Annotated in this window: 32 protein-coding genes; 22 read left to right on the top strand and 10 right to left on the bottom strand. The window is 40.2% G+C overall.

Going from position 1 to position 26,017, the window contains the following annotated elements; genetic code table 11:
* Positions 1-39 precede the first annotated feature (39 nt).
* The 4 genes from ERX37_RS05680 to ERX37_RS05665 all read right to left on the bottom strand — a co-directional run bounded on the left by ERX37_RS05680 (position 40) and on the right by ERX37_RS05665 (position 2,706).
* On the bottom strand, positions 40-240 hold the full coding sequence (locus tag ERX37_RS05680; protein WP_133417978.1) for a cold-shock protein: 201 nt from the start codon (positions 238-240) through the stop codon (positions 40-42).
* Positions 241-469: 229 nt separating this feature from the next.
* Positions 470-670, bottom strand: coding sequence for a cold-shock protein (locus tag ERX37_RS05675; protein WP_133417978.1), 201 nt, complete (start codon positions 668-670; stop codon positions 470-472).
* A 198-nt stretch (positions 671-868) separates the two neighbouring features.
* Positions 869-1,987, bottom strand: a complete 1,119-nt coding sequence (locus ERX37_RS05670; RefSeq protein WP_133429713.1) for an ABC transporter permease — start codon at positions 1,985-1,987, stop codon at positions 869-871.
* A complete protein-coding gene (locus ERX37_RS05665) occupies positions 1,984-2,706 on the bottom strand; it encodes an ABC transporter ATP-binding protein (protein WP_133429712.1) in 723 nt (240 codons plus the stop codon). The genes ERX37_RS05670 and ERX37_RS05665 overlap by 4 nt, the downstream gene beginning before the upstream one ends.
* An 87-nt stretch (positions 2,707-2,793) precedes the next feature.
* Between ERX37_RS05665 and ERX37_RS05660 the strand changes: the two genes are divergently transcribed.
* From ERX37_RS05660 to ERX37_RS05645, 4 genes are all read left to right on the top strand, one after another.
* On the top strand, positions 2,794-3,258 hold the full coding sequence (locus ERX37_RS05660; protein WP_165981978.1) for a GyrI-like domain-containing protein: 465 nt from the start codon (positions 2,794-2,796) through the stop codon (positions 3,256-3,258).
* A gap of 35 nt (positions 3,259-3,293) precedes the next feature.
* Positions 3,294-3,515: a copper chaperone CopZ gene (gene copZ / locus ERX37_RS05655; RefSeq protein ID WP_133429710.1), complete on the top strand. Its 222-nt coding sequence runs from the start codon at positions 3,294-3,296 to the stop codon at positions 3,513-3,515.
* A 94-nt stretch (positions 3,516-3,609) separates the two neighbouring features.
* Positions 3,610-4,842, top strand: coding sequence for an aminopeptidase (locus tag ERX37_RS05650; protein WP_133429709.1), 1,233 nt, complete (start codon positions 3,610-3,612; stop codon positions 4,840-4,842).
* A 38-nt stretch (positions 4,843-4,880) separates the two neighbouring features.
* The gene (locus ERX37_RS05645) at positions 4,881-5,267 is read left to right on the top strand and encodes a hypothetical protein (RefSeq protein WP_133429708.1); all 387 of its coding nucleotides are present in this window, start codon (positions 4,881-4,883) and stop codon (positions 5,265-5,267) included.
* A gap of 22 nt (positions 5,268-5,289) precedes the next feature.
* On the opposite strand, the gene ERX37_RS05640 is transcribed toward ERX37_RS05645, so the two are convergent.
* Positions 5,290-5,808: a DUF402 domain-containing protein gene (locus ERX37_RS05640; RefSeq protein ID WP_133429707.1), complete on the bottom strand. Its 519-nt coding sequence runs from the start codon at positions 5,806-5,808 to the stop codon at positions 5,290-5,292.
* Positions 5,809-5,974: 166 nt separating this feature from the next.
* On the opposite strand from ERX37_RS05640, the gene chrA reads away from it, so the two are divergent.
* From chrA to ERX37_RS05620, 4 genes are all read left to right on the top strand, one after another.
* Entirely contained in the window at positions 5,975-7,120 is a 1,146-nt protein-coding gene (gene chrA, locus ERX37_RS05635; RefSeq protein ID WP_133429706.1) for a chromate efflux transporter, read from the top strand.
* A 79-nt stretch (positions 7,121-7,199) separates the two neighbouring features.
* On the top strand, positions 7,200-7,766 hold the full coding sequence (locus tag ERX37_RS05630) for a DNA-3-methyladenine glycosylase I (RefSeq protein WP_133429705.1): 567 nt from the start codon (positions 7,200-7,202) through the stop codon (positions 7,764-7,766).
* On the top strand, positions 7,741-8,766 hold the full coding sequence (locus ERX37_RS05625) for a S66 family peptidase (protein ID WP_229713178.1): 1,026 nt from the start codon (positions 7,741-7,743) through the stop codon (positions 8,764-8,766). The genes ERX37_RS05630 and ERX37_RS05625 overlap by 26 nt, the downstream gene beginning before the upstream one ends.
* A 22-nt stretch (positions 8,767-8,788) precedes the next feature.
* Positions 8,789-9,538 (top strand): class I SAM-dependent methyltransferase, encoded by a 750-nt coding sequence (locus tag ERX37_RS05620; RefSeq protein WP_133429703.1) that lies wholly within the window; start codon positions 8,789-8,791, stop codon positions 9,536-9,538.
* Between the two features lie 40 nt (positions 9,539-9,578).
* On the opposite strand, the gene ERX37_RS05615 is transcribed toward ERX37_RS05620, so the two are convergent.
* Positions 9,579-10,706 (bottom strand): MFS transporter, encoded by a 1,128-nt coding sequence (locus tag ERX37_RS05615; RefSeq protein ID WP_133429702.1) that lies wholly within the window; start codon positions 10,704-10,706, stop codon positions 9,579-9,581.
* Positions 10,707-10,807: 101 nt separating this feature from the next.
* Between ERX37_RS05615 and ERX37_RS05610 the strand changes: the two genes are divergently transcribed.
* The 5 genes from ERX37_RS05610 to ERX37_RS05590 all read left to right on the top strand — a co-directional run bounded on the left by ERX37_RS05610 (position 10,808) and on the right by ERX37_RS05590 (position 15,293).
* Entirely contained in the window at positions 10,808-11,419 is a 612-nt protein-coding gene (locus ERX37_RS05610) for a tetratricopeptide repeat protein (RefSeq protein ID WP_133429701.1), read from the top strand.
* Positions 11,420-11,512: 93 nt separating this feature from the next.
* Positions 11,513-12,988 carry a BCCT family transporter gene (locus tag ERX37_RS05605; protein WP_133429700.1) on the top strand — a complete coding sequence of 492 codons (1,476 nt, stop codon included), beginning with the start codon at positions 11,513-11,515 and terminating at the stop codon, positions 12,986-12,988.
* A 145-nt stretch (positions 12,989-13,133) separates the two neighbouring features.
* Entirely contained in the window at positions 13,134-14,480 is a 1,347-nt protein-coding gene (locus tag ERX37_RS05600; RefSeq protein ID WP_133429699.1) for a YjiH family protein, read from the top strand.
* Between the two features lie 73 nt (positions 14,481-14,553).
* Positions 14,554-15,099: a transposase gene (locus tag ERX37_RS05595; RefSeq protein WP_133429698.1), complete on the top strand. Its 546-nt coding sequence runs from the start codon at positions 14,554-14,556 to the stop codon at positions 15,097-15,099.
* Positions 15,100-15,140: 41 nt separating this feature from the next.
* A complete protein-coding gene (locus tag ERX37_RS05590) occupies positions 15,141-15,293 on the top strand; it encodes an IS3 family transposase (protein ID WP_133429697.1) in 153 nt (50 codons plus the stop codon).
* Between the two features lie 73 nt (positions 15,294-15,366).
* Here ERX37_RS05590 and ERX37_RS05585 read toward each other — a convergent pair whose 3' ends face one another.
* The 3 genes from ERX37_RS05585 to ERX37_RS05575 are packed head-to-tail and all read right to left on the bottom strand — an operon-like array spanning position 15,367 to position 16,718.
* Complete coding sequence (locus ERX37_RS05585; RefSeq protein ID WP_133429696.1) at positions 15,367-15,684, bottom strand: heme oxygenase; 318 nt, start codon at positions 15,682-15,684, stop codon at positions 15,367-15,369.
* 12 nt (positions 15,685-15,696) lie between these two features.
* Entirely contained in the window at positions 15,697-16,404 is a 708-nt protein-coding gene (locus ERX37_RS05580; RefSeq protein ID WP_133429695.1) for an SDR family NAD(P)-dependent oxidoreductase, read from the bottom strand.
* Between the two features lie 53 nt (positions 16,405-16,457).
* Positions 16,458-16,718 (bottom strand): SunI/YnzG family protein, encoded by a 261-nt coding sequence (locus tag ERX37_RS05575; RefSeq protein ID WP_133429694.1) that lies wholly within the window; start codon positions 16,716-16,718, stop codon positions 16,458-16,460.
* A 178-nt stretch (positions 16,719-16,896) separates the two neighbouring features.
* On the opposite strand from ERX37_RS05575, the gene ERX37_RS05570 reads away from it, so the two are divergent.
* From ERX37_RS05570 to ERX37_RS05540, 7 genes are all read left to right on the top strand, one after another.
* On the top strand, positions 16,897-17,592 hold the full coding sequence (locus tag ERX37_RS05570) for a DNA alkylation repair protein (protein ID WP_133429693.1): 696 nt from the start codon (positions 16,897-16,899) through the stop codon (positions 17,590-17,592).
* The gene (locus ERX37_RS05565) at positions 17,582-18,085 is read left to right on the top strand and encodes a metal-dependent hydrolase (protein WP_133429692.1); all 504 of its coding nucleotides are present in this window, start codon (positions 17,582-17,584) and stop codon (positions 18,083-18,085) included. The genes ERX37_RS05570 and ERX37_RS05565 overlap by 11 nt, the downstream gene beginning before the upstream one ends.
* A 30-nt stretch (positions 18,086-18,115) precedes the next feature.
* Complete coding sequence (locus ERX37_RS05560) at positions 18,116-19,303, top strand: UTP--glucose-1-phosphate uridylyltransferase (RefSeq protein ID WP_133429691.1); 1,188 nt, start codon at positions 18,116-18,118, stop codon at positions 19,301-19,303.
* Positions 19,304-19,312: 9 nt separating this feature from the next.
* The gene (locus ERX37_RS05555; RefSeq protein ID WP_133429690.1) at positions 19,313-19,543 is read left to right on the top strand and encodes a hypothetical protein; all 231 of its coding nucleotides are present in this window, start codon (positions 19,313-19,315) and stop codon (positions 19,541-19,543) included.
* Positions 19,544-19,616: 73 nt separating this feature from the next.
* Positions 19,617-20,681: an efflux RND transporter periplasmic adaptor subunit gene (locus ERX37_RS05550; RefSeq protein ID WP_133429689.1), complete on the top strand. Its 1,065-nt coding sequence runs from the start codon at positions 19,617-19,619 to the stop codon at positions 20,679-20,681.
* A 99-nt stretch (positions 20,682-20,780) separates the two neighbouring features.
* The gene (gene ypfJ / locus ERX37_RS05545) at positions 20,781-21,668 is read left to right on the top strand and encodes a KPN_02809 family neutral zinc metallopeptidase (protein WP_133429688.1); all 888 of its coding nucleotides are present in this window, start codon (positions 20,781-20,783) and stop codon (positions 21,666-21,668) included.
* A 98-nt stretch (positions 21,669-21,766) separates the two neighbouring features.
* Positions 21,767-22,240: a SepA family multidrug efflux transporter gene (locus ERX37_RS05540; protein ID WP_133429687.1), complete on the top strand. Its 474-nt coding sequence runs from the start codon at positions 21,767-21,769 to the stop codon at positions 22,238-22,240.
* Between the two features lie 35 nt (positions 22,241-22,275).
* Here the strand turns inward: ERX37_RS05540 and ERX37_RS05535 are convergent, their stop codons facing one another.
* The gene (locus tag ERX37_RS05535; protein ID WP_133429686.1) at positions 22,276-23,736 is read right to left on the bottom strand and encodes an alpha-amylase; all 1,461 of its coding nucleotides are present in this window, start codon (positions 23,734-23,736) and stop codon (positions 22,276-22,278) included.
* A gap of 162 nt (positions 23,737-23,898) precedes the next feature.
* On the opposite strand from ERX37_RS05535, the gene ERX37_RS05530 reads away from it, so the two are divergent.
* Positions 23,899-24,927 carry a P-loop NTPase gene (locus ERX37_RS05530; RefSeq protein ID WP_373282952.1) on the top strand — a complete coding sequence of 343 codons (1,029 nt, stop codon included), beginning with the start codon at positions 23,899-23,901 and terminating at the stop codon, positions 24,925-24,927.
* Between the two features lie 12 nt (positions 24,928-24,939).
* A complete protein-coding gene (locus tag ERX37_RS05525; RefSeq protein WP_133429684.1) occupies positions 24,940-25,626 on the top strand; it encodes a KinB-signaling pathway activation protein in 687 nt (228 codons plus the stop codon).
* The last annotated feature ends 391 nt before the right edge of the window (positions 25,627-26,017 follow it).

Here is a 26,017-nt window from a genome sequence, read left to right as displayed (position 1 = left end):
AAAACATCTCATCAATGAGATGTTTTTTTAACCATTAAATTATAATTTAACGATGTTAGCAGCTTGAGGTCCGCGTTGACCTTCTTCGATATCGAATTCAACTGCTTGGCCTTCTTCTAAAGATTTGTAGCCTTCACCTTGAATAGCACTGAAGTGAGCGAATACATCGTCTCCACCTTCAACTGAGATGAAACCAAAACCTTTTTCTGCGTTAAACCATTTAACTGTACCTTGTGTCATGTATAATGACCTCCATTAATTTTATTAAATAATATCAATATCCTGTTAAAGAAAATTCACATATTACAAAAAGTAACTTATCAACAAAATTACTTTTTGTAATATGTGAAGATGACTTGAATGTATATGTCTGATGTTATTTGTTTAAGTATAACTTGCCTTGTCCAAAAAGTCAAACAAATGTTTGATTAAATAAAAAAGAGGAGCATGTGCCCCTCTGAATTAGTAATTATAATTTAACGATGTTAGCAGCTTGAGGTCCGCGTTGACCTTCTTCGATATCGAATTCAACTGCTTGGCCTTCTTCTAAAGATTTGTAGCCTTCACCTTGAATAGCACTGAAGTGAGCGAATACATCGTCTCCACCTTCAACTGAGATGAAACCGAAACCTTTTTCTGCGTTAAACCATTTAACTGTACCTTGTGTCATGTGTAATGACCTCCAATATATTATTACTAAATCAGAATCCTCTTTAAAAAGAAAAATTCACACGTTACAAAAGAATCAACAAACCACGATTACTTTTGTACCATGTGAATGTGTTACCTTTTTAACGTTCGATTTAATTTCTTTAATTATATAACAGAATTTATGGTTTGTCCAGTGCAAATTGCTATTATCTTTTTCTTACAAGGTACGATACTTTCTGAGCGCCAGTATATTAAGTGCTAAAAAGAGTGTTGCGAAGAGCAATAACACTACTATATCCAAAGTAACCTCACCGAGCGCCAACCTCTTATACATCACACCTTTCAGTGCATCCCCTGCATAATAAAGAGGGGTTAGAAAAGCCAGACTTTGGATCCAGCGAGCTAGAGAATCCAGTGGAAAGAGGCCGGATAAAAATATTTGAGGTACGATGACGAGCGGAATAAACTGCATCATCTGAAACTCTGATTTTGCAAAAGCTGATAATAATAAGCCGAGTGATAAAGCAACAAAGGCAATAGCGATATTAATGATGATGACACTGCCGATAGATTCCGGCGGTCCTAGTTTAAGAACGTAGACTGCATAGAATACGATAGCGATTGTCTGTAAAACAGCGAGTATACCGAATCCCAGCACATAGCCAAGTACAATTTCATACCTTTTGACAGGTGTCGTCAGCATGCGTTCAAGCGTTCCCGTCATACGTTCTTTTAAGAAACCCATCCCTGCAAGAAGGAAAACGAACAGAAAAACAAAGAAACCGATGAGAAGAGGAGCAAAAGTATTAAACAAAGTCGTATCTTCATTCCCATAAATATATTTTACTGTGATATCAGTTTTTTTCGGTTCATCAAATTGAATATTTTTAGTAGGACTGAATGGAATTTTATTCAATGTCTTAGTTAAATCTTTGAATTTAGCTTTCATATCATCGATGACAGTAATCTGGGCTTTTTTCTGGTAAGTCTGATTGACAACGAGTTCCAGTTTTCTGGCTATTGAGACGTCATCGTTTAACAACGTTAAAGTGATAGCATCACCCTTTTTCTCGGCGATTCCATCTAACTTCTCATCTTTCAGCAGTGTCTGGTCAGGGGTTTTCAGTTTAGTCACATCGATATCCTGACTTTCTATCGTATCAATCACTGAAGCCTCCATATTAACTGCACCTAATTTAGCAGTCGGTTCTGCGCTAGTGAAGACGAAATAGAAGAGTGTCAAAATAAGAATAGGAGCGATTATAAGCAAGGCAAGCGTTCGTTTATCGCGTAACTGTTCAGTTAGTAATCGCTGTGTTAATCCTAATATTCTCATCTTCTTTCACCTCTCCCAGCTTGAATGAATACCTCATCAAATGATGATGCGTTATATTTTTTTAACAGTTCATCTGGTGTGCCTGAAACGAGGATGCTGCCTTCTTGAATGAGAGAAATATAATCGCAGCGTTCTGCTTCATCCATGACATGTGTCGTCATTAGAATTGTTTTTCCTTCTTGTTTCATCTGCTGGAGCTCGTACCATATAGAAGCTCTAAGTTCAGGATCGATACCTACTGTAGGTTCATCCAGTATTAATACATCAGGTTGATGAAGGAGTGCAATAGCTAGTGAGAGGCGTCTTTTCATACCACCTGAATAGTTTTTAACTTTTTTCTTCAAGTCATCTGTAAGATTAACAAGGTCTGCTACATATCGTATTTGAAGCTCTGCCTGACGCTTAGACATCTTGAACAGGCGGGTAAAAAATTTCAGATTATCATAGCCTGATAATTCAGTATACAATGCATCAGATTGAGCCATATAACCGATAGCGCTTAACAGCTTTAAATCCGGTATACGTTTATCATTGATGTAAATAGAACCGGATGAAGGTGTTTCAAGGCCGGCGAGCATGCGCATCAATGTAGTTTTGCCTGAGCCGGAAGGACCGATGAAACCATGAATGATTCCACGGTCGATGATCAGGTCGATATTTTTCAGAACAGGCTGATCATATGATTTAGATACATCACTTACAATAATTATTTCTGACATAAAAATAGCCTCCTATTTAATGATGGAGTGATTACAAAATGGGGTAATATGAATATGTCTATTATAAACATAACAGGGGGATTTATCATGAACTATCGTGAAGTGACATTCGAATCTATTCCGCTCGTAGGTGAATGCGTACATTATGAAACTGCCGCAGAAGCAAGAAGAAGTATCCAGAGTTATTGGACAGATTTCACGAAGCGGGGAAAAGATAAAGTACTCGATCAATACCATAATCAACAGATTTCAGGTTTTCTAGGGGTCCTGATACCAAAGCCGAATGATAGATTGGATTATATGATTGCCGTTTCTTCAGATGAGCAGCCGGCGGAACTTGAGGTACGCAAAATACCTGTAGGGCGCTACCTTATTTTTGAGGCAAAGGGTAAGCTCCCTTATGCACTCAGAAAAGTCATGGATGATATTCATCATGAATTTTTACCGAAATCTCATTATAAATTAAGAGAAGCAGCTATTTTAGAACATTATCTGCCGGGTGATATAGAATCAGACACATATATCTCTGAAATTTGGATACCAATCGAATAAATGGGTATACTATTAATAAAGAAGGAGTGGTTGAAATGGCTAGTCAAACATTAGATGTCAGAGGAATGACATGTGAGCACTGTGTCAATGCAGTTGAGACAAGTGTAGGCGCACTTGGAGGAGTCGAGCAAGTTAATGTCGATCTTGAGAACGGTAAAGTAAACGTTGATTATGATGACAGCAAAGCGACTGTTCAGGATATTCGCGATGCTATAGAAGATCAAGGTTACGAAGTCCTTTCACAGCAAGATCAATAATTATTGATAAGGATGAACGAGTGTTCATCCTTTTTTTATGCTTTACTCATTATTTCGGTTTCCGATATAATAATATTTAAGGAGTGATATTGATATGCAAAAATTTGAAGAACAGATTAAAAAATATGCTGAGGTCATCGCTAAAGTCGGACTTAATGTTCAACAGGGAGAAACAGTCGCTATTGTTTCGGATATTCGGGCACTTGACCTGGTACGTGCTGTGACAGAGTCCTGTTATACATTAGGCGCAAAACGTGTATTAACTGAACTATCAGATACTGATTTAACATTGCAGCATGCCAAACATCAAACGGTGGAAACACTCGAGGAGATTTTACCGCAAGTAAAGGCTAAGAATAACTTTTATTTAGAAGAAAAAATATCGATGCTCTATATTCATGCGACGTCTCCTGAAGCATTAAAGGAGGCGGACACTGATAAAATGATGGCAGCCAATCGCTCGGCACGCGAAGCAGCGGCGGAACTAAGTGCTTCACGCATGAAATATGACCAGAACTGGTGTATCGTAGGATATCCTTCTGCTGAATGGGCAGCGCTCGTGTTCCCTGAATTACCGGTTGCAGAAGCAGAAGAGAAACTGATGGACTATATTCTGAAGACAGTTCGTGTCGATCAGCCAGATCCAGTCGCAGCATGGGACGAACACAGCAAGTTCCTGAAATCACGTGCAAAATGGCTGTCGGACTATAACTTTGATCGACTGAAATATACAGCACCTGGTACTGACCTTGAGATTGGTCTTATTGATGGTGCGCGCTTCACAGGGGGCGGCCACAAAAATCGTAAAGGCTTGGATATCCGGGTAAATATGCCGACTGAAGAAGTATTCACATCTCCGGACTATCGCCGTGTAAATGGTGTAGTGAGCAATACCCTGCCTCTCAGCTATAATGGTCAGTTAGTCGATCGTTTCAAGCTGACATTTAAAGAGGGTGTCGTTACCGACTTCGAAGCAGAGCAAGGTTATGACGTATTAGCGGAATTATTAGCCACAGATGAAGGTGCACGTCGATTAGGCGAAGCAGCGCTCGTACCAGTGGATTCACCTATTTCCAATTCAGGTATTCTCTACTACAATACATTGTTCGATGAAAATGCTTCATGTCATATCGCAATCGGAAAAGCCTATCCAGGACCAGTGCTTGGCGCTAGTGACATGTCTGATGAAGAACAGGATGCATTAGGTCTTAACCATTCACTTATTCATGTCGACTTTATGATTGGCAGCGACCAGCTTGATATTGACGGTATTACACGTGAGGGTCAAATTGTTCCTGTTTTCAGACAAGGGAACTGGGTAGAATAAAGGGAGAACATTAAAGATAATCAGAGGAGGCAACCAAAATGAATAAATGGGTGAAAATAGGTATTGGTGCAGGCGCAGGTTATCTTGCTTATAGAACTGCACGTAAGACATTGAAGAAATATGATGATGTGAATACATTGATGAATGATTTAGTGGGTCATAATAATTATAATGAGCTGAGAGATATGATTTTTGATGTTCTCGATATGTTCACTTCGAAGAAACGGGTAGAACATAAGGATGAACCAGCTCAGGCAGTAGTGGCTGACCGCAAAGATGAGACGATTACAGGTGCTGTAAAGTCTGTATTTGATTCACCGATTATCGCTGACTTAATTCCTGATCAGAAGAATGTACAGATGATTAAAGAAGTCATCGATGAAGCAGCAGAAGTTGAAAAACTGATTCGTGGCTGGTTTAAATAAAGCAAAGCGGTCTATATGACCGCTATTTTTTGTGTGCAGAATATTTTTCAATGGAGCTGAAATTGCTGACATCGAATGGAAAAATGCCATCTGCTATATTATTCTTCAGTTCCTGTAACGAGACGACAGCGAAGTTAGTCAGCTGAATAGGATAATGAAACTGCCGGCTGTTTTCAATATAAGTATCACTATTTTTAATGAACCATTGTCCGTCACTGCTTTTTACGTAATCGATATCGATATCTGTATAAGTGATATGGCCGTCTTTAAACGTACATGGAGTAGAAATGTTGCAGAACATACTGATAGGTGCCATCTGCTCATTAATGGCAATTGAGACTGTATACCCGTGATATTTTGAGAAAAAGTGCAGAGAAGCTTCCTTATATGTGAGTTCTTTATTTTTGATATGGTGCTTAAGAATATTGTTTTCAGGACATTTTACAAACCAGTAGTGACTGGTCTCTTCCAGCAGTTCCCCTGAATATTCAATGTAGGGGACATTAGGATATTTATAGGATTTGATAGTGATTTGCGTCATAGGGTCACATCCTCTTTCACTATTAATGTTCTTATTATATACTCACAGTTAAAATATGTATACGTTTTCACAAAATCTTAATAATCCAGACATCTTTACAATTTCTTAATGATTGCTTTTTTGTTTTCTGTTGTAGTATGGAATAAACAGAGTCAAGAGGTGACGGATGAGACAACTAGTGGAAATATTTTTAGTGGCATTAAAATTAGGTTTGACTTCTTTTGGCGGTCCTACTGCTCATCTTGGTTATTTTAGGGAGGAATATGTCGGGAAGCGGCGATGGCTGTCTGATAAATCCTATCAGGATTTAGTGGCACTATGTCAGTTCTTGCCCGGTCCTGCCAGTAGTCAAGTAGGGATTGGGATCGGACTGATCAGAGGCGGCCTGTTCGGTGGTATTGCGGCTTTTTTAGGCTTTACCTTACCCTCAGTTCTGTTTCTTATACTGGCAGTCCGCTTTATGCCTGAAGATATTGACTGGATACAAGGTCTTAAACTGGTCGCTGTGGCGGTCGTTTTACAAGCTATCATAGGTATGGCGAAGATCAGCCTGAGCTCCTGGCAGGCAGTTATACTGAGTATGACGGCACTCAGTGGTTGTCTTCTGTTCTCAAGTTCCCTGACGCAGATAGTCATTATTTTATTCTCCGGCATGATGGGAATCCTGTTCTTTAAATCCGGTTCAATCGTAGCGGATGAGTCTTTTAAGTTACCGATTTCTAAAAAAACAGGCATGGTCAGCCTATCGCTTTTAGTATTATTATTAGCGCTGCCGTTAATGGCGAAATTGAACGATTATGAATCACTTGTCGTCTTTGAGAAGTTTTATCGCTCAGGGCTGCTCGTTTTTGGTGGCGGTCACGTCGTGCTTCCTTTACTTGAACAGGAATTTGTGCCTTCTTTTATAACAGCGGATGATTTTATTGCAGGTTATGGTCTTGCCCAGGCAGTACCAGGTCCGTTATTTACCTTTGCTTCTTACATTGGAGCAGTGATGGCTGGGTTTCGCGGTGGATTATTTGCGATGATTGCGATTTTTCTGCCGGCCTTTCTTCTCGTGTCAGGATGCCTGCCCTTCTGGTATCAGCTAAGGGAGAAGCAGGTGATGAGACGAGCATTAGCTGGTATCAATGCAGGTGTCATCGGTATACTGACAGCTGCATGGATTAACCCCATCATCACCCATACATTGGTGGATATCCGTGACTACTTCTTTTTTATTGTTCTTTTTTGTGCATTATATTACTTGAAAATGGCACCCTGGCTTGTGGTGCTAACTGGACTGATGATCGGCTTTGTTTTCTATAAATGAAAAAAACATATAAAAGGAGTGCTTTTCTGTTATGGAAAGCACTTTTTTAGTTATAATAAAAATAATGAGGAGTGAGGCTATGGTAAGACCTAAATGGGCAGACAGTCATCCTTTGATGGCTGATTACTATGACAATGAATGGGGCAGGAGAGGAGATGATCAGTATCTCTTTGAAATGCTCATTCTTGAAGGGTTTCAGGCAGGTCTCTCATGGCTGACCATTCTCAAGAAACGTTCTATTATTACTGCAGCCTTACATGACTTCGATGTAGGTCAGCTTGCCATGTATAAGGAAGAAGATATTGTACGGCTTATGCAGGCACCGGGAATGATTAAGCATAGACTTAAAATTAGCAGTATCACTACTAACGCACAGACCTTTCAGAAGGTACAGGAGGAATGTGGGTCATTTGAACAGTATTTACTGTCGTTTACAGCAGGTGAACTTGTTATTCATACTTACGCTTGTGAAGAAGATGTACCTATATCGACTGAATTATCACAAATGATCAGTCGGGATATGAAGAAACGAGGTTTTAAATTTGTAGGTCCTGTCATTATCTATACTTATTTAAGTGCAGTAGGTATTATTCAGGACATTATAGAAGAGGATGATAAAGATGCAGTATCCACAACTACCAGATAACAGTACAATCGGTATTACACCAGTTTCAAATGGCATTTTCAGTTCGGCGAAAGAGATGTTCGAGACTGCATTCACTCGTATGAAAGAACGGGGTTTTGAAGTCATTAAAAATGAAATGATATGGGGCCATGAAAAAGCTCGTGCAGCGACAGCAAAAGAGAGAGCTGAGGGTCTGATGGCAATGATGGAGGATGACAGAATTGACTTCATCATGCCACCGTGGGGCGGTCATCTGGCTATCGAAGTACTCGAATATTTAGATTTTGAGCGTATAAAGCCCAAATGGCTGACAGGATATTCTGATATATCCACACTTCTTCTGCCGATTACACTACGTACAGGTATAGCGACAGCCCACATGGCCAATATTGTCGATTTACGAGGACAAAAAATGGATGAAGTGACAGCAAAGTGGTCAGATGTACTAGAGACAAAACAGGGTGAAAAAATTACTCAGCAGGCATCAGTGTTGTATCAGCTTGAATGGGATCATGAACACCCGACTGAAATGGTCTTTAACTTGACCGAGAATACAAAGTGGCAGGCCATAGGGGCAGAAGGCCAGCCCTTACATGAAGTAAAGTTTGAAGGACGTATATTAGGTGGATGTATCGATACGATACGTCATCTGATTGGAACACCTTACGGTAACGTTCCGTATTTCAGGGAGCATTTCACACAAGGTGAGCAGGTCATGTGGTATATCGATGACAGCGAGCTTGATACAGTCGATTTAAAACGTTCATTAACTCAGATGAAGTATGCTGGATGGTTTAAAGATACATCTGGTCTATTGTTTGGACGCGTCGGAAAACCAGATATAAAAGAAGATTATACCTACCCTGATGTTTACCGGGATATTGCAAAAGAGTTAAACATACCGGTTATTTATGATGTGGATTTTGGACATAAGCCGCCACAGATGGCGATTATTAACGGGGCTTATGGTATGATAGAATTGATTGAAGATAAAGGGCGACTGACACAGTATTTTATCTAGTCCCTTGACGGGAGGAACATGTGTGGATTATACAGACATTTTCACAAATAAAGCAGCTCTCTATGAGAGAAGTAGACCATCTTACCCGGATGAACTGTTAAACTTCTTAAAGCAGCAGTTTAATATTAAAGAAGAGACGTGCATCGCTGATATGGGTGCGGGAACAGGTAAGCTGACTGAGAAGTTACTCGACTTAGGCTGCCGGGTTATAGCGGTAGAACCTAATCAGAAGATGGCAGAACGACTACGTGATGGACTGCTGTGCAATCAGCTTGAAGTTTTTGAAAGACCAGCAGAACATTCGGAGATAGATGATAAGTCTGTTCAACTTGTCGTAGCAGCTCAAAGTTTTCATTGGTTTGACTGGCAGCTATTCCGTGATGAATGCAGACGTATTCTCATGCCTTGTGGACAAGTCTGTCTGATATGGAATGTGAAAGATGAAGATGCACTGATCAATAGACGGACGGAGGATATCATCAAGGCTTACTGTCCTGATTATATCGGCAACAGTAACGGAATCACGAGTAATGATGATACGATTCGTCAGTTCTTCGACGGTGATTTTGAACTTTTTGAGGCGCAGAATGATCTGAGTTATGGTCTGCAATGTTTTATTGAACGTGCTTTATCGTCCAGTTATGCACCAGAAGAGGATGCACCGGAGTATGAATCCTTTAAAGCTGCCCTGACTTCGTTATTTGAGACGTTCGCAGAAGATGGGATGGTTATTGTGCCCAATACTACGCGTTGCTATTACGGTAAAGTTTAAGAAAAGCTGTCGCATTCTATGCGGCAGCTTTTTTTAGATTTTATCGTTTAATTGAGTAAGCAATCATCAGACATACAGCGATAAGAGAAGCACCGATAAATGGACTTGAATAAATAGAGAAGTTTTCGAGTAGTATACCCCCGATTAATGCACCAAGACCGATTCCAGCATTCAGCGCAGACATATTCCATGCCATAATCTGACTCGTATCACCTTTAACCTGATTGATAATTCCCATCTGAATCGCCGGGTTTGTGCTCCATTCTGAGAAGTTCCAGATTAATATGATGAATAGCAGCACAACAAATGATGATAATACAAAGTTAAAGACTAAAAGTGATAGCATGAAGACGCTCAGACTGATTAACAGCCATTTTCTACTGCCGAAGCGATCAGTCATAGCGCCACCAAAACTGGTACCCGTCATACTGCCGATTCCTGCCACAAATAATGCCAGAGAGACATCGGTCAGATTATAGCCTTGATCGAGCATAATGGGACTGATATAGGTGAAAACTGCCGAGTTCGCTGCGAGTAAAATAAATGTAATGCTGATGTATTTAGTCGCTTCTTTTGGATGAAGAAGTTGATTGTCAGCAGGTTCACTATGTTGAGTTGCTATCTTATTCGGCAGCTGGAACATCAGGAGAACCGCAGCGACTAGACTGAACAGCACGATTAACCAGAACGTTGCACGCCAGCCCAGCAGTTCTCCTAGTTTTGTACCGATAGGGACACCGAACACATTGGCACCGCTGAAACCTACATAGACGAGACCGAGCATTCTGCCTCGTGCTTCAGGACGGCTGAGAACAACAGTAAGAGCCAGAATCTTAACGACAATAATAGATGCGGCAGCGGAGGCAATAATACGGCCGATGACAATGACAGTAAATGTAGGTCCTGCTGCATTTAGAGCATTACCTATCATAAAGATGGCAAGACTGATTAACAGAACATACTTAGGATTAAAGCGTTCAGTTAATTTGACAAGAAGCGGTCCCGAAATGGCGAAAGTCAGGGCATAGATGGTCACCAGCTGGCCCGCCAGTGCAGGTGAGATATTGAGGTCATCACTGATCAGCGTGAGTACACCGGCTACAACCAGTTCGACCATACCGACTACAAATATGCTGAGAATAAAGGTAAAAAGTTTAAAATAAGACATAACATTCCTCTTTCAATATAATTAATTATGATTATAACATGGTCTTCAGATGGACATCGTTATCAGAGCTCTTTACAATGGATGAAAAGGGAGGAATTGAAATGATTGATCAGAAAATAGAGACGGCATTTGAAGCATATGAGAATGGTGAGACTGCCCAGGCTTATAAGATTTTTGAAGAAATGAAAAATGAAGTGACACCGGGCAGCGAAGAGGCATCCGCCTATCAGCATGCGCTAGGTTATCTGTATATTGTTGACCAGAAATTCGATAAGGCACGTGAACACTATCAGTCAATGCTGGAAGAGGCAGCTGATGAAGAACGACCAAGCATCCTCCACCAGCTGGGCACAATTGAACAGATGGATAGTGAATTCAGTCAAGCTGAAGAATACTTCAAGCAGGAAGCAGCATTACTGACTAGCGATGACCACGAAGGACAAGCGACGAATCATTATGCACATGGCTATACTGTCATGTTGAAAGGTGATTATCAGTCAGCACAGGAGCTCTTAAAACAAGCACGTGCAAAAGCACAGGACGCACTGAGCATTGCACATACTGAACGAGCACTGGGTGAACTGCATGCTGCACAGAACGATATGCAGCAGGCCTGTGAACACTTTAAAAATGCAAAGTCCCAGTTCCGTATAGCGGGTGATGAAATGGGAGCATCAGAAATTGAGATGCTGGAATCCATCATATTTGAATAAGGGGAGAAGCCGCGGCTTCTCTTTTTTGTTTGTTGATTAATTGATTGGATTAAGGGAATAAGTAGCCGGTAAAAAAAGTTTTGGGAGGTATTTATGAAAAGATATACACCTGTATTCATTATTTCGGCTGCGATCTGTATGCTATTTGCTTTATGGGGTGCTATACTGCCCGATAATATGAAGTCTATTACAGTAGATATGACTTCTTTTATTACGGAGAATTTTGGCTGGTACTACTTACTGACATTGGCAATCATTTTGATATTTTGTCTTTATATTCTCTTTTCCCCGTTCGGTGGCATCAAGTTAGGTGCTGCTGATGAAGAAGCGGAGTTTTCACTACCCTCATGGTTCGCGATGCTCTTCAGTGCAGGCATGGGGATGGGACTTGTCTTCTGGACGACGGCAGAACCTATCAGTCATGCATTTAAAGCTACACCTGGCGCAAAGCCGGGTTCTAATGAAGCGGTAGATGATGCATTTCAATATGCATTCTTCCACTGGGGCATTCATGCCTGGGCAGTGTATGGTGTCGTCGCATTAGTTCTTGCTTATTTCAGCTTCTATAAAGGTTATCCAGGTTTGATCAGTGCGACACTTGTTCCATTGTTCGGAGAAAAACGTATGACCGGACCTATCGGTAAGACGATTGATGTTCTTGCGATTATTGCAACAGTAATGGGTGTAGCGGCTACACTCGGTTTTGGTACCGCACAGATTAACGAAGGATTGAACTACCTATTCCATATTCCAAGTAATTTTATGATACAAGTGTTGATTTTAATTGTATCAACTATTCTTTTTACATGGTCTGCATGGACAGGTATCGATAAAGGTATCAAGTCTCTCAGTAATATCAATATGGTACTTGGTTTTGTGCTGATGATTATTTTATTTTTCGTCGGGCCTACATTATATATTTTAAATACGTTTACGGATACTTTAGGTAACTACATTGCACATTTTATTGACATGACATTACGACTCGAACCACTGGAGAACGGTAAACGGACATGGATCAATAACTGGACCGTTTTCTACTGGGCATGGTGGATTGCGTGGGCACCTTTTGTAGGCATATTCATTGCACGTGTTTCAAGAGGTCGTACGATCAAGGAATTTATTTTAGGTGTACTTTTTGTACCAGCACTGGTCTGCTTCATTTTCTTTGCTGTCTTCGGTGCATCTGCTGTGCATCTGCAGTTGAATGGCATAGATTTATCACAATTCCCGGTAGAGACCACAACCTTTGCGATGTTACAGCATTATCCACTCGGTAAAATCATGAGTTTCATCACTTTATTTGTTATCGCTCTATTCTTTATCACTTCTGCCGACTCAGCTACTTATGTACTGGGCATGCTGAGCAGTAATGGTGATATTCATCCGACTTCACTTGTTAAAGTGACATGGGGACTCCTGTTATCACTGATTGCAGGTATCGTTATGTATGCAGGCGGAACACAGGGCCTGCAGAATGTATTGATTATCGCGGCATTACCCTTCTCAGTAGTTATTTTCATGATGATGTTCTCGCTCTTGAAAGCGCTACAAAAAAATCATCGTTAAGTATTGAAAATAGTAAAACAAGTATGTATAATAATTCATACAAATGTATAAAATAATTAAAGATATGATTATTTTAACAATAATTTGTAATCTGATTGTATAATACTTGATATTTATGTATTTTCAATCCATTTGGAGGGTAAAAATGGAAAAGTTAACTTCTCGTCAGCATAGAATAGGTATGTGGAAATTCGTTTTAACATCGATATTAGGTATATTTTTATTCATGACACCGCTTCGGGTAGACGGTGAGACGACGTTGCCGATTGCCTTACTTGCAGGCTGGTTAAAACAATTAGTAGGCAGTTTTATGCCGACATTTATTGTGATGATTATTATTGTCTCAACTTTACTATCGATTTATTTCTCGGTTCGCCGCCATTCCAGATCAGCGTTTATCAAAAATTTATTTGAAGTGAACTGGATCTGGTTAACAATTCGTATTATAGGAACATTATTTGCTATTGCGGTTTACTTTAAACTGCCAATACCATATGTGAATACTGAAGCGACGGGTCAGCTGATCTACAATGATTTACTACCGACACTCGTTACCGTCTTTCTGTTTGCAGGACTTTTCCTACCTCTCCTGATGGACTACGGCTTATTCGAGTTCATCGGACCAATGTTCTCCAAAGTCATGAGACCTCTGTTTACATTGCCGGGACGTTCAGCAGTTGAAAATCTCGCATCATTCGTTGGCGATGGAACGGTAGGCGTGATGATGGCTTCCAAGCAATATGCTGAAGGTTTCTATACAAGAAGAGAGGCCACAGTCATTGCGACCAGTTTCTCAGTTGTCTCGATTACTTTTGCCATTGTTATCGCTAAACAAGTCGATGTTATGAATCACTTTTTCTATTTCTACTTCACAGTTATTGCATCGTGTCTTATTGCGGCATTTATTACGCCGCGTATCTGGCCGTTATCTTCGGTGCCGGATACTTACTCGAACGGTTCGACTGAAAAATTAAAAGAAGATATTCCAAGTGGTTATAATGCTTTTACTTTTGGCTTTGAAAATGCAGTTCGAAGAGGATATAGAGGCCGTAACTTTAGTGATTTCTTTGGTCTTGGACTCCGTACGATCATGGATATGTGGTTCGCCGTGCTACCAGTTGTTATGGCAATAGGTACCATCGCAACAATGCTGGCAGAATTTACACCGCTCTTTAAACTGTTAGGAGCACCTTTCGTACCTATTCTTAATCTTTTACAAGTTCCACATGCACAGGAGGCAGCTCAGACCATTTTAATTGGTTTCGCTGATATGTTCTTACCGGCGATACTCATTCAGGATGTACCGAGTGAAATGACGCGTTTTGTCATCGGTGCTCTCAGTATTTCTCAGTTGATCTATTTGTCAGAAGTAGGTGGCGTTATTTTAGGATCTAAAATACCGGTCAGCCTACCTAAATTATTTGCAATATTTTTAATTAGAACGGTTATTATCCTGCCGATCATCATATTGATGGCCCATCTTATTTATTAACTAAAAGAGCCTGTTGAATTTGTACTGCACCCCAAAAGTTAGACCTAAAATCTAACGTTTGGGGTGTTTTTATTTGGCTAAATATGATTTGGAATTCAAGCTGAAAGTAGTAAATGAATATATCAATGGTCTAGGAGGATATCAAATAATTGGTAAACGCCATGGAATTGGTCATTCAATGGTTCGAAAATGGTATCTGGCCTACTGTGCCTCCGGCATAGAAGGACTGGAACGTAAAAAAACAAGAACGAAATATAGTTTGGAAGATAAAATTGTTATACTGAGATGGATGAGGGAAAATGATGCTTCACTGACCATCACCTCCGCCAAATTCCGCATCAATAATCCGTCTCTTATCGCTGCCTGGAGAATTGCTTTTCGCAGACATGCTATAGATGGATTGACTGAAAAGAAGAAAGGACGTCCATCGATGAATAAACCGAAGAAACTTGATAAGCGTAAAACTGACTATGTCAAAAACCTTGAACGCGAGAATGAACTCCTTAGAGCTGAGCTGGCCTATATAAAAAAGTTGAAAGCTTCAGGGATAAGTATACCGAGCCGACTTCTAAAATCGAATCACGGGTCATTAAGGAACTCAGAAAAGAATTCAGATTAAAGGTTATCCTTGAAGCACTAAATTTTCCGAAGGCGACATATATGTACTGGCAGAAACAGTTTGATAAAGAAAATGAAGACCAGGAGATAGAAGATGAGATAAAGAAGATTTTCGAAGAAAATGATGGGAACTATGGGTACAGAAGGATTACAGGCGAACTGAGAGAGAAAACTCTAAGTTTGAAAACTGCATAAAAAAAGGAATGGATTTCTCCATTCCAAAAAGTCTAACTTTCGGGGGTCACTTCAATTCAGCAGGCTCTTTTAGTTATTTTTCAAGTGATGTTTCAAGTTTTGAGATGACGAGTTCGGAGCCGAGCATCGGTGATTCCCCTTGTGATCCCCCTGATGGACGCTGATGCGCCTTTTTGAAGACATCGGACGTTTTCCATGCTTCGAAGTCTTCAAGTGTTTCCCAATAAGTATTGACGTGAAGCTCATCGTGTTCGTCATTGCCTTGTACAGACCAAGTTTCAATCTTGATGAAACCTTGAAGTTCTTCGATACCTCCACCTTGAGTGAAGCGGGGTGCCATCTTTTCAGCGAATCCAGATTTCATTTTAATACGGTTCGTTACAATAAACATGTGAATACCTCCTTATTTTTTAACAGGGTTAGTCGCCCAGATCTGATTGGTTTTAATAAATGTACGGCGATTCAACTTCAACTGGCTGACAATCACTTCTGCGATATCTTCCGGATGAATCATACTTTCCGGATCAAGTGAAGTTTCGCCGATTAAATCTGTGAGTACAGCTGATGGATTAATCGTGAAAGTACGGATCTGATGTTCACGCATTTCACGCATAACTCCTTCAGTAAGACCCGTCACTGCAAATTTAGTTGCTGAGTAAGCAGCAGTCTGAGCCGAAGCGTTCACTGCTGACATCGAAGCAATATTAACGATGTCGCCTGACTTCTGTTCAATCATATGCGGCAGTACTTGCTGCATCATAGTGAAAACACCGATGACATTTGTATTGAGCATATCACGTAGATCCTCAACTGATGTTTCAAGGAATGTCGCATTTTTCATAATTCCGGCATTATTGATTAAAATATCAATCTGTCCGAATGTCTCAATGGTATGTGCAACAGCAGCCTCAATATCTTCAGCACGCGTCATGTCACAGACGACAGCTGACGCATCTGTATCAAGCATCTCGATTGTGTCATTTAATGCATCAAAATCACGTCCTGTGATGACTACTTTAGCTCCTTCATTAGCTAGAGCAATTGCTGTAGCGCGTCCTATCCCTCGTGACCCACCGGTTACGAGAGCGACTTTGTCATTTAAATTTTCCATGGAACAGACCTCCCCATAAGATAGAAAGGCCGCACAATGTGCGACCTATTTGATTATTTATTTAATTCATTAAGAATTTTTTTGTCGTTATGTGTATAGATGATGTAATGTTTATCTTTAGTATCTAAAAGAATACGGTTCGTTTTACCGAATGTAGAACCGATACGTACAACATTATCTTTATCTTCTTCAGTCGTTGCATAAATATTTGTATCTTCTTTAACGCTTACGATATCTTCGTTAGGAATAGTGATGTCTGCAACACGCCATTTAATGTTAACCTCTTTATCATTCTTAGTTACTGTCATTGCCATTGATAAACACATCCTTTTCATGTTTGTATATCTATAATATACCGTTTTTTTGTCACGCTTACAAATAAAGCGGCTATTCTTCTCATGAATGATAGACATGAATAATTAATTTCTTTTTGGCAGATAAACAGTATAATATATGGATAATACGGATAGAAGAAAGTGTGCGGAGTGACTTATGATTTTGAATTTAAAAACGATTAAAGATACTTATCAGCCTCATCTCAATGAGGTGGAGGCTGAAGCGATGAGTCGCTATATGCGATATCAGTTTCCATTTCTCGGTATAAGGAAGAAGGACTTGGCACCGATCAACAAATTGCTTTTTAAGACATATACTCTACCTGAGGGAGAGGGGCTTAAGTGCCTCGCGCAGGCCCTCTTTCTAGAAGAAGAGCGTGAGTATCATTATATGGCGATTCGCATACTGGAACGTCAGAAGGATACGCTTTATGCCTGTGACCTGTACTTTCTAGAAAGTTTGCTGCTACAGCACAGCTGGTGGGATTCAATCGATGACATCAGTCCTAATATTGCAGGTCACATCATAAAAAATAGAGGAGAAGATGAACTTCATCGGATGTGGTCCTGGGTGAAGTCTGATAACTTCTGGCTGCAGCGTGCGGGCCTTCTCCATCAGCTTAAATTTAAAGAGCAGATGAATGAATCTCTCTTAATAGCAATGATAGATGAACTGAAGCACGAAAAAGAATTTTTTATTAGAAAAGCGATAGGCTGGATACTGCGGGAATATTCCAAGACAAATCCTGATTTTGTTATAAGATTTGTCAGCAATCATCAGCTCTCGCCACTGAGTGAGCGTGAAGCGATGAAATGGATGAAAACTAAAAGGAGGGAGTCAGATGACAGGTAAGACACATCTCGCTTTTGGTATTCTGGTAGGTACAGGTTATGCCCTGAAGACAACGAGTGATGTGGGGACGTCAGCTGTAATCATTGCTACCACTGCATTGTTCAGTCTAGTACCTGATATCTGTCATGCGGGCAGTAAAATAGGCCGACATATGAAGTTGCTCAGCAAATTGATCAGCTTTTTTTTCGGACACCGTACGCTTACGCATTCTTTTTTCTTTATGGCTCTTGTAGCAGTGCTGCTGACGATGCTTAATATTGATTTTACCTATATCGTGTGCGCTATAATAGGCATAGCGAGTCATATCCTGCTCGATATGCTGACTCCAAGAGGCGTAGCACTTTTCTTTCCTCTGGATTTTAAAGTGACATCGCCCATCAATTTCAAGACAGGCGGTATAATGGACTTATCTCTTGCAACGACATTTTCATTGCTTACTGCTTACTTGATTTATGTGGAAATGTTTCATCGGACAATGAGCTGGATAAATTGATAATAAATTACGGAATTAAAAGGAGAAATTATGGCTAACTTGCAGGACTTAACACAACACAATCAATTCGCATTGGCAGATATGCTGACCATGATGTCAGAGGATGAAAAAAACCAACTGGCATTAGATCTGGATGGAATTAATCTGGAAGAAGTCGAAACGCTTTATAACGACGTTTATGTCAATCGACAAGTTGAAGCACCTGCAGGTCATCTGGCAGATGTAGATGTTGAAGTGAAATCAGATATGACTGAAGAGCGCCGTTCGTCTCTTGAACAATTGGGACTTGAAGCCATCAAAGTCGGACGCTTTGCTGCCCTTCTGATGGCAGGTGGACAGGGAACACGTCTCGCTCATCCAGGACCAAAAGGCACATTCAGTTTCAATGATATCAGTCTGTTTGAACTTCAGGCGAAGCAGCTGCTGAAACTGTCAGCGGAATGTAATACCACTATCCCCTGGTTTATTATGACGAGTGATATCAACCATGATGAAACGATTGAATTCTTTAAGACGTATCAATATTTTAATTATGACGAGAAAGATATTACCTTCTTCAAACAGCCTAATATCGTTGCACTATCACCTGAAGGGCAGCTGCTCTTAAATGCACAAGGCCGCTTATTAACAGCACCTAATGGTAATGGCGGTATCTACGAGGCACTTGCTGCGACAGGTCTCTATCAGACCATGAAAAAAAGAGGTGTCGATTTCATTTATCTCAATAATATTGATAACGTCCTCGTCAAAGTACTGGATCCTGTTTTCTGCGGTCTTGCAGTGGAATCGGAGGCAGATGTGACGACGAAGACGATTAAGCCATTAAATGGTGAGAGTGTAGGTCGTGTGATCATGGCAGATAATAAAAAACAGGTGATGGAATATACAGAGCTGCCAGAAGGAATGGAGAACCAGTTTGATAATGGGAATATCGGTATTCATATTTTTAGACGGGACTTCCTTGAAGAGGCTTCAGCAAAAGCACTCCCTTACCATCTAGCGATTAAAAATCTTGAACAGCTGGATGAAGATTTTGCTATTCAGAAAAAAGAGACATTGAAATTTGAGAAATTCTATTTTGACATTTTCCGTTATGCTGATTCTTTTAAAACATTACAAGTAGACCGTACATCAGAATTCAGTCCTCTCAAAAATAAAGAAGGTAAAGATAGTATCGAGACAGCCCATCAGGCGCTGGTTGATAATCATATTCTGTAGGAGGTAGAGATGTTACCTTATATCGGATTCGGCGCAATGGCACTTATCAATCTATATTTTGCCTACTACTATATTCTGGCGGATGGACGAGGAGAATTAACATGGATGGGCTTTGTCTCACTTTTTGTCTCGATTCTTTTCTTCTTTATACTGGTACGTTATCATCAATCGATGAAGCGTCAGCAGGTGAAGAACTTTAATGGACATATCAAAACAGATGACGATCGTCTCATAAAATGATTTACAAAACTTTAATCTCACCAGCAGCTGGAACTGTTAGAATAAAGGAAAGACATGATGAATGAGGGGAATTATGAAAAGTAAATGGTTCTGGCCGTTATTGCTGTCTCTGCTGATTGTATTGATTGTAGCAGGCACCGGCATTTATATGGCCGTTAAATCGAACGAAGCAGAAAATACGCTATATGTGGATAATTATATAAAAAATCAGACCCTGAAAATAGAAGGCAAAGTGGCTCAGCAGCAGTCAGCCTACTATTTAAAGCCGGGTAAGAAAGAAGCGGTTAAACTACATGTAAAAGAAGGAGAAGTAGTACAGGCAGGAAATCCACTCTTCACTTATGGTGAGAACGACAAAGAGGATGACCAAACTGAACTCAGCCTTCAGCTCGATAACAAACGTGTCGAAAAAGAACAGATTGAAGGACAGATTGCAGCTTATAAGGAAAGGCTCGCTACAGCAGCACCTGAAGAGAGTACGACGCTTCAAGCTCAGATTAACTGGCTTGAATCTGAACAGACAAAAGCAGAGAATAATATCAGTATTCTTGAACAGCAGCAAAAAGAAATTGATAATCACATCGGTGAACAGACAATTAAAGCAGGCGCATCAGGCACTATCCTTGATATTGATAACAACCAATTACAAGCGTTTACCGCCAATCGTCAGGATAAGCCTGTCGTGACGATGGGAATTGATCAACCTTACTTTGAGGGATTTGCAGGACGTAATCAAGTAGAACTGCTCGCACCTATGCTTCAATTTAAGACTGAAAGTGACCAGCCCGTAAAAGGTGAACTGACTAAAGTAGCTCTTACACCGCAGAATGAGTTACTGACGAAAGAAAAAGCAGAAGATAATTTCCTTATAGAAGGACAGCTTGATAAAACAGTCGGCCTATACTTGGGGGATAAGATGACGATTATTATACATCCTTCTCAAAAAGATCATGTCTGGCTGCCGAAGAAATACGTAAAAAAAGAAACAAAAAATAATAAGACAAAATATGTAGTTAAAAAAGTATACGGTAGCGATAAAAAAGATGAGACTGTTACAGTTGAACGTGAAGCAGCACAGTATTATCTGGTGACGAAGGGCTTATCAGCTATCGATAAACTACACGCTTTTGAAAAATAAGTCGTTGAAATCGGCTTATTTTTTTATGGAGTGATAATCAGCTCGTTTTTGGGGTATTTAACAATTAAATTAATCATTAGTGAAGACGGAGGTAAACGTATGGAGTGGCGAGGAAGACAAGGGAGTTCTAATGTAGAAGATATCAGAGGAAGCGGTGGTGGCGGCTTTCCGGGCGGCGGTATGGCTGCAGGTGGCGGTGGTATCGGCTGTCTCGGTATCATCATTGCGATCATCTATATGATGATGGGTGGTAACCCAGGTGATATTTTAGGCGGCGGTGACCCAGGTCAGCAGCAGCCGACTCAACAGCAGCAGGCACAGACACAATCTGATGAAAAAACAGATGATCGTAAGCAATTTGCATCTGTTGTGTTAAAAGATACGGAAGATGTATGGACAAAAATATTTGAAGAAAACGGTCGTACTTATCATCAGCCGAAACTCGTTTTATTTTCAAATGGTGTGAATACAGCTTGTGGTAGCGCAAGCTCATCAATGGGGCCTTTCTACTGTCCAGGTGACCAGAAAGTATATATCGATTTATCATTTATGGATCAGCTTGAGCAGCAGTTCGATGCACCTGGTGACTTTGCGATGGCTTACGTTATCGCTCATGAAATCGGTCACCATGTTCAATATGAACTCGGTATCTCAGACCGTGTCAATCACTTAAGACAGCAGTTAAGTGAAGAGCAGTTCAACAAGTATTCTGTTGCAATGGAACTTCAGGCTGACTACTTCGCAGGTGTTTACGCACATTATGAAGAAAAATCAGGTATTACGGATGCAGGAGATGTTGAAGAAGCCATTAAAGCAGCGCATGCAGTAGGTGATGATACGCTCCAGAGAAATGCGACTGGACGTGTCAATCCAGAGAGTTTTACACACGGAACAAGTGAACAGCGTATGAAGTGGTTCCAAAAAGGTTTTGAATCAGGCGATATCAATGGTGGAGATACATTCAGTGAAATGGGTCTTCGATTATAATTGATTGTCTGAGATAAGAGAAGATATACTGTAATAGGTATATCTTCTTTTTTTAAGAAGTTGACGATAATGTATGGATAAATGAAAGGAGACGTTTGATGAAAGGTTTTAAATTCAACTTTAATACAATCATCACGCTCTCCTTTATGACAGGCATTTTCCTGGTATCAGGCTTTATTTTTCTTGTACTAGTATCGTTCGGATTATTTGGACTGAGCCGTATCCTTCTCGCTCTGCATCTGGCAGAGTTTACTTATAATCAGAGTTTTGCAGATAACCTTTTTTATTACGGATCCTATATCGCGGGCGGTTTCTTTCTACTAAGATTGATTGAGTTTATGTTCAATAATCTGAAGCGGCTTTATCCGGGTAACCAATATTTTGTACCCCCAAATGTTCATGTCATCATTGTGATGTCCGCAACTTTATTTTTCTATTTTCTGATTCATATTAACTATGAGCATATTAAAATTAATTTTATTGTGATTTTACTGATTATAGCCATTCTTTATGCACTGACTGAAATCTTCTATCCGAATAGTGAAGATTTAAATCAGAATGATGAAGGATAAAAAGAGAGCTGCGAATTTTTCGCAGCTCTCTCTTTTTATACGTCTTTCTGACAATAGACAGATACACTGCCTGGATTAACTTTGAAGACACCGTTACCTTCATCATCAATAATAACTTCATCTTCACGTATATTATTATAGTCCAGCCACACTTGACCTCGTCGTTCTTTACCGACGAACATTGTTTTCTCAGCTTCTTCTGTACTGCTGTTGATAATAACAGCACAGCCTGAATTTTCAACTTCCTTGGCTCCGCGTCGTACCCAGCCGATGACATGCTCATGGTCGAAGTAGTCAATCTGCAGCCCGTATGCCTTATGTTTACGGATGAAGAGCAGCGTATCAATCATTGCTTTTTTACCTTCAATCGGCATTTCACCGCCGATGCCATAATAGTCACCGTAAAAGATAACCGGGAAACCATCATACCTGAGTAAAATAGCAGCGTAAGCTATCGGTTTAAACCAGTCCTTGACAAAGGATTCAAGCGCTTCACCAGGCTGCGAATCATGATTATCAACGAATGTTACGGCATTCAAAGGATTTTCTTTAACAAGTGTATAATCAAATAATGTTCTTAAATCATAGCCCTGGCCTTGTTCTGAAGCTTCTTTGAAATTGTAATGGAGCTTTACGTCAAATAAATCAAGCGCATATTCAGCATCCGTGAGGAAACTTTCATTCGTTTCGAGATCAGGGAGCCAGAACTCGCCAACGAAGTAAAATGGACGTTCCGTATGAGCATACATGGCGTTGACAAAATCACGGATGAAATAAGATTCGATATGTTTAATCGCATCGAGACGCATACCATCGATTTCGAGCTCGTCAATCAGCCATTTTCCCCATTCAATCATTTCATTTCTAACATCAGGATGCTTGTAGTCAATGTTACAGAACATGAGATAGTCGAAGTTTCCTTTTTCATCATCGACATTTTCGTTCCAGTCCTTATTTTCACCTAAAATCTTATAAATACCTGAATTACCTGTTTTATGGTCGTAATCCGTTCCATTGAAATGAGTATAGTTCCATTTGAACTGACTGTATTTATCACCACGACCTGGGAAGGTGAATTTCGTATAACCTTCAATATCAAAAGGTTCGCTGATGATTTTTGTACGGTTCTCAGCGTCAACTTCTACTACTTGGAACACTTCAGTTTCATCTGCCCCTGCCTTATGATTCATCACGATATCCACATAAACCTTAATATCGTTATCATGGCAAGCTTTGATCGCTGCTTTCAGTTCTTCTTTTGTACCGTATTTTGTACGTACTTCACCTTTTTGATCAAATTCACCTAAATCATAGACATCGTAGACGCTATAACCCGGGTTTGCAACATTGTCTGCTTTAGTAACAGGTGGAATCCAGACAGCATCTATCCCTCTTTCTTTTAGATGAGGTGCATCTTCTTTAAGTCTAGTCCAGTGATTGCCATCACCGTTTGTATGCCATTCAAAATATTGCATAATTGTATGATTCTGTATCATGACGTCTCATTCCTCTGCTTATTTAGTTTGTGAATAATAATAGTATACCCCTGAACAGTGAAAGTAAGGCAAATGAGAATAATATACTGTGATTATTTATTTTTTGTTATACTAGCTTTAATAGAAGAAGAAGGAGCGTTTAACTTGTTAACTAAAGAACATATGATTGAACTCGTTGGTCAGCTGAAAGATCCTGTACTTGATAGACCATTAAAAGAAACAGATGGTGTGAAAGAATTAACAGTTAAAGAAGAGAAAGGGCATGTCAGCGTAAAAATCGCTATCGCTAAGTTAGGCGGGCAGCCTCAGCTTGATCTGCAGCAGCAAGTTGTAGAGACACTTAAGACAAATGGAGCAAAGACAGTCGGACTTCGTTTCGAAGAACTGGAATCTGATAAGCTTGAGCAGTTCCGTGGTCAGGCAGCGTCGCCTGTCGAGCGTAAACTTGAGAATGCTCAGTTCATTTCAATTGCTTCTGGTAAGGGCGGCGTTGGTAAATCAACTGTATCGGTTAACTTAGCAGTGGCACTTGCGCGTCTCGGTAAAAGAGTGGGTCTTGTAGATGCGGATATTTACGGTTTCAGTGTGCCGGATATGATGGGCATTACAGAACGACCAGGTATCAATGGTCAGATGATAGTACCTGTTGAACGCTTCGGTGTTAAAGTGATTTCAATGGCATTCTTTGTAGAAGAGAATGCACCTGTTATCTGGCGTGGACCAATGCTCGGTAAAATGATCAATAACTTCTTTGAGGAAGTAGAGTGGGGAGAGCTGGATTACATTCTGCTTGACTTACCACCAGGTACGGGTGATGTTGCACTTGATGTCCATACTATTCTGCCTAAGAGTAAGGAAATCATTGTAACGACCCCTCACCCGACGGCAGCATTCGTTGCGGCACGTGCAGGTGCGATGGCTCTGCAGACAGATCATAAGATACTCGGCGTCGTTGAGAATATGTCCTATTTCGAGAGCAAAGAGACGGGAAATCGTGAATATGTATTCGGTAAAGGCGGTGGTGAGAAGCTGGCAAGTGAACTTCATACTGATTTATTAGGACAACTTCCTCTTGCTCAGCCGGAATGGGATGAAGCGGATTTTGCACCTTCTATTTACGGGGAGGATCATACACTGGGTCATATTTATCAGAGTATGGCAGAAAAGATTATCAGTAAAACTAATAGATAGTGAGGCAGTAGCGTGACGATTAGAAATTTACTTAAGTTTTATGGCACCACTCTTTTAATAGGACTTTTGACGACAGTTTTAGTCAGCCTCTTGTTTGCCTATGATAAATTAACGGTCTTTCTTATTAAAGGAGACATCGGAGAGTTCTTCGCGGCATTGATCTGGTTTATGGGATATGGACTTCTTATTGCTTCTATCAGTCAGCTGGCGTATTTCAGTTATTTATTCATACATCAGCTAGGACACGGAATATTCCGTACAGCGTGGAAACCGATTCAAGTAGTTATTACTTTATTTGCATTTTTCGATTTAGTCTATTTTCGTTTTCTACGTTTCGGCCAGCAGAATGGTGATGTTGTTAAATTCATCTGGATTCCAGTACTCGTACTGATCTGTGCAATCATTGTGAGCTATTATAAGAAGAAACTGACAAACAGTGGCGTTGTGATTCCGGCGATGTTCTTTATGATCGTAATGACAACGGTAGAGCTTATCCCTTTCCTAAAGGTAGAAGATACAACATGGTTGTACTGTACGATTTTCCCCTTACTTCTATGCAATGCGTTTCAGCTTTTAATGATGCCGAAGTATAATGCGGCATCTAAAGAAGAGAGAGCAGCCAGACGAAGAGCACGTGGCCAGCAGGAAGTAACGACAGTTAAAAACACGAAAGTAACAGCTAAGAGAAAGAAGAAATAACTGACCCAATCACTCCTCTATTGATAGAGGGGTGATTTTTTTAAAAAAAGTTATTTTAATGTGTTGACAGTGAGAGGATGACTTGATATGATATTAAAGTCGCTGAAAACGACACGGACTTGAAACACTGTTGAAAATTAAAAACAAGCAAGTGTAAAATTGATACTTGCGAAGTTATTAAAAAGTCTTTATAGTATATTAAGTAGTCTTCATTACTTGTCAACGAGATTTAAAAATGGTATAGTTGATTGTGAACACTGCAAAATGAACATTGAAAACTGAATGACAATATGTCAACGTTAATTCCAATAATTTGAGTAGCATTTATGCTATTCCCAAGAGTGACTGGCTCAAGCAGTCAAAGAGCTTTATCAAGCAATCTATTATGGAG

It is taken from the genome of Macrococcus hajekii (assembly GCF_004359505.1).
GTDB lineage: Bacteria > Bacillota > Bacilli > Staphylococcales > Staphylococcaceae > Macrococcus > Macrococcus hajekii.
Note: the sequence above shows the minus strand (reverse complement) of the source record. Positions and strands in the feature narration are given on the sequence as shown.